This window comes from Nocardia pneumoniae NBRC 100136, from assembly GCF_000308755.1.
Classification (GTDB): domain Bacteria; phylum Actinomycetota; class Actinomycetes; order Mycobacteriales; family Mycobacteriaceae; genus Nocardia; species Nocardia pneumoniae.
In genome coordinates this window covers 1-4870 of sequence record NZ_BAGF01000138.1, presented here as the reverse complement: position 1 = coordinate 4870, position 4870 = coordinate 1, and the positions used below count along the sequence as shown (strand labels likewise).

5 protein-coding genes are annotated in these 4870 nt (G+C 57.1%); 1 reads left to right on the top strand and 4 read right to left on the bottom strand.

The features are described from left to right. Positions 1 to 12: 12 nt before the first annotated feature. The 3 genes from ON34_RS36415 to ON34_RS28755 all read right to left on the bottom strand — a co-directional run bounded on the left by ON34_RS36415 (position 13) and on the right by ON34_RS28755 (position 3867). Positions 13 to 1530 (bottom strand): ATP-dependent nuclease, encoded by a 1518-nt coding sequence (locus ON34_RS36415; protein WP_157172460.1) that lies wholly within the window; start codon positions 1528 to 1530, stop codon positions 13 to 15. 648 nt (positions 1531 to 2178) lie between these two features. After that, positions 2179 to 2652, bottom strand: coding sequence for an NUDIX domain-containing protein (locus ON34_RS28760; protein ID WP_040785463.1), 474 nt, complete (start codon positions 2650 to 2652; stop codon positions 2179 to 2181). 3 nt (positions 2653 to 2655) lie between these two features. Then, on the bottom strand, positions 2656 to 3867 hold the full coding sequence (locus ON34_RS28755) for a helix-turn-helix domain-containing protein (protein ID WP_040785469.1): 1212 nt from the start codon (positions 3865 to 3867) through the stop codon (positions 2656 to 2658). Between the two features lie 129 nt (positions 3868 to 3996). On the opposite strand from ON34_RS28755, the gene ON34_RS28750 reads away from it, so the two are divergent. After that, complete coding sequence (locus tag ON34_RS28750; protein WP_040785467.1) at positions 3997 to 4437, top strand: hypothetical protein; 441 nt, start codon at positions 3997 to 3999, stop codon at positions 4435 to 4437. Between the two features lie 91 nt (positions 4438 to 4528). Here ON34_RS28750 and rpsQ read toward each other — a convergent pair whose 3' ends face one another. Beyond that, on the bottom strand, positions 4529 to 4801 hold the full coding sequence (gene rpsQ / locus ON34_RS28745) for a 30S ribosomal protein S17 (RefSeq protein ID WP_040783096.1): 273 nt from the start codon (positions 4799 to 4801) through the stop codon (positions 4529 to 4531). Between the last annotated feature and the right edge of the window lie 69 nt (positions 4802 to 4870).

The window sequence follows — 4870 nt, the reverse complement described above, 5'->3', positions numbered from 1 at the left end:
TCATATCCAGTCTCATTCCAGAAGTTCGCGAATCACGGCAAGTAGTTCCTTCGCCTGCTCAGCTACACGAGGATTTTCGAGCCATAGCTTGACTAGCACTTGGATGACCTGTTGCTCAGATCTGCCCAGCATTGAGGCCAGCTTCGAGATCCAGTACTGATGATCCAGACTTGAGCATGCACTCAACGCGGTGTAAACGTCTGCTACTGTGCGGCCAAGTGATTCGGCGACACTATACGCCATCATTGTTGCGGTCGATGTCAACTCTTGCTCAGGTGACATTGAGCCAGGTAGATGGTAGATACTGGAAGCTCGCCCACGCTTTTTCTTGTGGTCATTTCTCAGGTCGCCGTCAAGAACACCAATACAGCTCATACTTTTAGATCTTTCGAGTATTCTGACACCAGCGACTACTTCGGATTCCCCACCGGCCGGGACAATGTCTATTTCTCGCGGCAAAAATGGATCGAGTTCCCCGCAGATACTTTGCAAAACAGCTGCGGCAAATTCATCCTCAACTAGAATAGTGGCTTTGACGAAGAAATCGACGCCCAGCGTGTCGTGCACTTGTGTATACGAGGTTGGCCGCACCACCAATATTCCATTGGGGCCGGGTATGCACATCCTCACATACTCGAGAGGAAATCTTGAAAGAACCTTGGGCGAATGAGTCGCAATTATCAATTGATTCTCGAGGTCCAATGAACTTCTGACGAGCTCGTCTACAAGTGGACGGTGGCCACGCATTGCAAGGAATGTCTCAGGCTCATCAATGAGACGCGGTTCGGCCATATCTTCTAGATTGAAGGCAGACACCTGAAGGCGATCCCAGCCTATGAGATAGTGAACCCATAGCTCGCCCAGGCTCATCTGCGAGGAATCGATGTTTGTCTTTTCGCAAGCAATAAAGTAGGGACTGAGCCAACTTTTATACGGCTCCTCAGCGCCGTCCGGTATCCCATAGACCGTGACATTTGAATATTCTTTGCCCAAGATGCTCTTCACAGCAGCAATTTCGGCCTTCTTATATTTATACTCAACAGAGTCGTGGAGCCCATCTTTGAAATCCGAACGCAGGTCCTGGAGTATGTAAGAGATTTCCGATAAAAGTGTTGGTACAGCGCTCACTCGCGGCGAAGACCGCGAGCCAATCAAATCTTTCCAAATCGCCATTCTTGCAGCCGCGTTTGACAAAAGATCAACGCGTCTGGTGTGCTCTTCACCGTGCAGCACTATGGTCACTTCCAATACTCCGCTTATTTCATTATCAATTCTGTGTGCAGAATTGAATAATGGCGGTGTATACCCATAGTGTATGCTGTCTCCAAATGCGGCCTCGAGCATCCTAAGGAGTAAGGTTTTCCCGGACCCATGCGCTCCTACGATCGCGTTAATGCGGTCGAAAACGATTTCCTGGGGTGCCAGGATATTAGATTCCAAGACTTTTACGCGACGCACTTGAAGAACGGCCGGCAGGTGTGATATCGCACGCCAGTTCCGAGTTCTTTTATCGCCAGCACTATCAGCCACAGAAGGAAGTGTAGGTCAACCTACTGACGCTCATGTTCCTTCGGCACACGCGGACCAAGTCGAACGCCTGAACTGTGACGGGATCTGTGCCACCGAAGCCCTGTTCTTCAAGACGACTTGCAGCCCAAGAGGATTCGGGGCGCTGAAAGGTGTACTGGCACAACCTGGAACGACCGGAATCGCGAGGCCGATGTCTAGCAGCTCCAACGCCCCTCGGCTGTCTCCTAATCGCTGCGTATCGGTAGCGCCACCCAAACACACGACGCCGCTCGAAGTATGCCCGAATGGCCTCACGAGTGATGCTCGCTTCGAACGGCCTTCGGCATCAGCTTGCGCAAACAGATTCTCGTAACTTGCGGACTGTAACTGGCGGCCAAGCGAATGGCCGTCCTCAGTGATGACTCGTACCGCCGGGGTTGCCGAGAGTGATCTCGAAAGCTGGCCACCGCAGCTCCAGAACGACCGCATAGCGTGGAATCGGGTGCAGTGGTCATGTCGTACCACCGGGGTCGGTGGTGGCCCGTGGAAGTCAGTGTGTCGACGGCGAGTTGAACGAGGTCCCAATTGGATTCGCCGAGCGACACATTCCGGCAAGAAGTTTCGGTTGGGTTTTCCAGAGGGCAGATCCTCACGTCCTGGAGTCATTTATCAGGTCGTGAGATGCGGCGCGAGTTCGCCATGCTCAAGGTATAGAGTATTACCCTCGCCGTATGCGATATATGCCTGCCGCACGCGCCGGGCGAGCCTCGGGATGACGTAGTCATCGAGCTTGTCCACCGCTACCCATTCCCAGCCGTCAAGTTCTGATTCCTGCAGCTTGACGCCTCCCTCATCTGCGCCGAGCTGGCCACAGTCGAACAGGTAGAGAGCCTTGTCACCGCCTCCGGGGACTGGCGCCCAGTCATGGACGAGCAGACGCCGTGGCTGGCGGTCTATTCCGAGCTCCTCACGAACTTCACGATGGCAGGCCGCCGATGGCGACTCGCCCGGCTCGACGTATCCGCCAGGAATATCCCAGCCGCTGCCGTAGGTTTTGTGCACCAGCAACACTTCGTCGCCGCGCACAAACAACGCTCCCGCCGCCAGCCGTGCACACGCAAATTGGTTGTCCGCATTGCTCATTGGTTACCTCACGATCCGCATACGTTGGGCAAGGGCCTGCAATGCGAACGAGGGACTGCCATGGGTGTTACGCATCCAGGTGAGTACGAGTTGTCTGCTCAGGTAGTGATGCCGTACTTGTTCTGGTGCCACCTGCTCGGCATCGAGCACCGCGGCGACGGAGTCCTGTTGGCGGCCCGCGAGATTGAATGCACGAGCAAGCTCTAGTTGGTGGCGAATCCGGCGTTCGATCGGCAGTGCTGACGTATTCAGATCAGGCCCCAGCTGAAGCGCGATTTGCACATCGCCGAGTTCCATCGCGGTGTTTACTCGGTGGATGGCGACGTTGGTTGGGCCGAATGCCGTCCACAGGCAGTTCCGGTCGCCGCCCAACCTGGCTGCTGCTTGATCGGCCTCGGCCAAGAAACCTTGTACTATGTCTCGGCGATTGTTGCGTGCCGCGGCCATCGACCCGACAAGCAGCAGAGTTCCGTACACGGACAGTACGTCGTCGCGGCCGCCATCGAGACATGGTTGCAGATAGGCCACCCCCGCCTCCGCAAGGTCGACTGCCGGTTGCACACGGCCAGTTGACATCACCGTGAACGCAACCGATCGCATCAACGAACCGATGATCGCGGGATCATCGGTATGGCGCGATGCTGCGAGGCCACGCTCGGCGGCGTTCCATGCCAGATCTGTCTCGCCAAGCTTGGTCAAGACCGATGCTGCAGCTTGATAGGTCAAGGCAAGGAGGCGATACGCTTGTTCGTCGCCTACATTCCGGACAAGCGACATCGCCGCGGACAGCAATCTCGGCAAGCGCCCGGCAACAAAACCGAACTTTGATGACTGGTAAGCATCGAACACACCACCCACGTCACGTTCCAGCGTGGGGAGATCGGGTAGCTCGGTGTCGTCGGCCAGCGGGACAAGCGCCGGAAGCAGATGGCTAAAATCCATCAACGCAGATCGCAGTGCAGGCACTGTGGACGTGCCACTGTCTTTGGTCCACTCCAACAGAGTCGGCTCACCGATCAGATCGCCAAGCGACACATCGAGGGCGTCCGCGAGCAGGCGAATGACTGAGAGCCGGTCCAAAGGGATGCGATCGTTCTCGATCTTGCCCACCCAATCGTCCGTACGCCCGACGAGGCCCGCCAAGACGCCCTGAGACATGCCGCGTCGGCGTCGATACCAAGCGACTCGCTCACCGATGGTGAGGTCCTCGGTCATGCCGTGCACAACACAATCCTCCACCTCGCCTTGCAGGGAACCCCGGAAGGAAATTCAGGGGAGTGAAACCGATCCAGGCTGAGGCTACTGCCTACCCAACGAGATCAGTGATGGATGAGGCGGAAAACCGTGAACATCGAAGAACTCGAATCTGTCGTGGAGTGGGCGGCGTACTACCGACAGCAGTTCCATCTGCCCGCCGAGGAGCGAGGCGGGTACGTCATGCTTCCCGTTACGAACAAGGTAGGCATCGTCCACATGCCCAAGACCCGGGCGGCAGCAGTACTCGCTTCGCTCCAGCAGCGAGGAACCCCGGGTCCATTGCTGGCCAGGCAAATCCGATGGAGCTTTATCGCCGCCATCGACTACTCCCCCGGACACCAAATTCTGGAGCTACTGACTCGGAACGACATCTGCGTTCCTGTCGTCGGCAGCGCACTGATGATTCCTACCAGCTTCGGGCGATGGACGAGAGAAGGCGCCTACTGGATCAACCCACCGGCTCGGGACCACGGTCTACCGTTGCTCTCTGTCATCCTCACCACTGCCCTTGCAGTCTCAACCGGGTGAACGGACTTCGGATGCCAAGGTTCCGGAAATGTGAAGAGCCGTCCCCCGAACAATCCGGGGGACGGCTCTTACAGGCTGAGGAGGAGGTTTCTTACTTCGCCTTCTCCAGGACCTCGACCAGCCGCCAGCGCTTGGTGGCCGACAGCGGACGGGTCTCCATCAGCTGAACGCGGTCGCCGATGCCGGCGATCTCGTTCTCGTCGTGCGCCTTCACCTTGGAGGTGGTGCGGATGATCTTGCCGTAGAGCGGGTGCTTCACCCGATCCTCCAGCTCGACCACGATCGTCTTGTTCATCTTGTCCGAGACGACGTAGCCGATCCGCACCTTGCGGCGGCCACGCTGTTCCTTGTTCGCATCGCTCATGCGGCATCTCCCTTGCCAGCGGGTCCGGTGGCCAGACCGAGCTCACGCTCACGCATGACCGTGTAGATA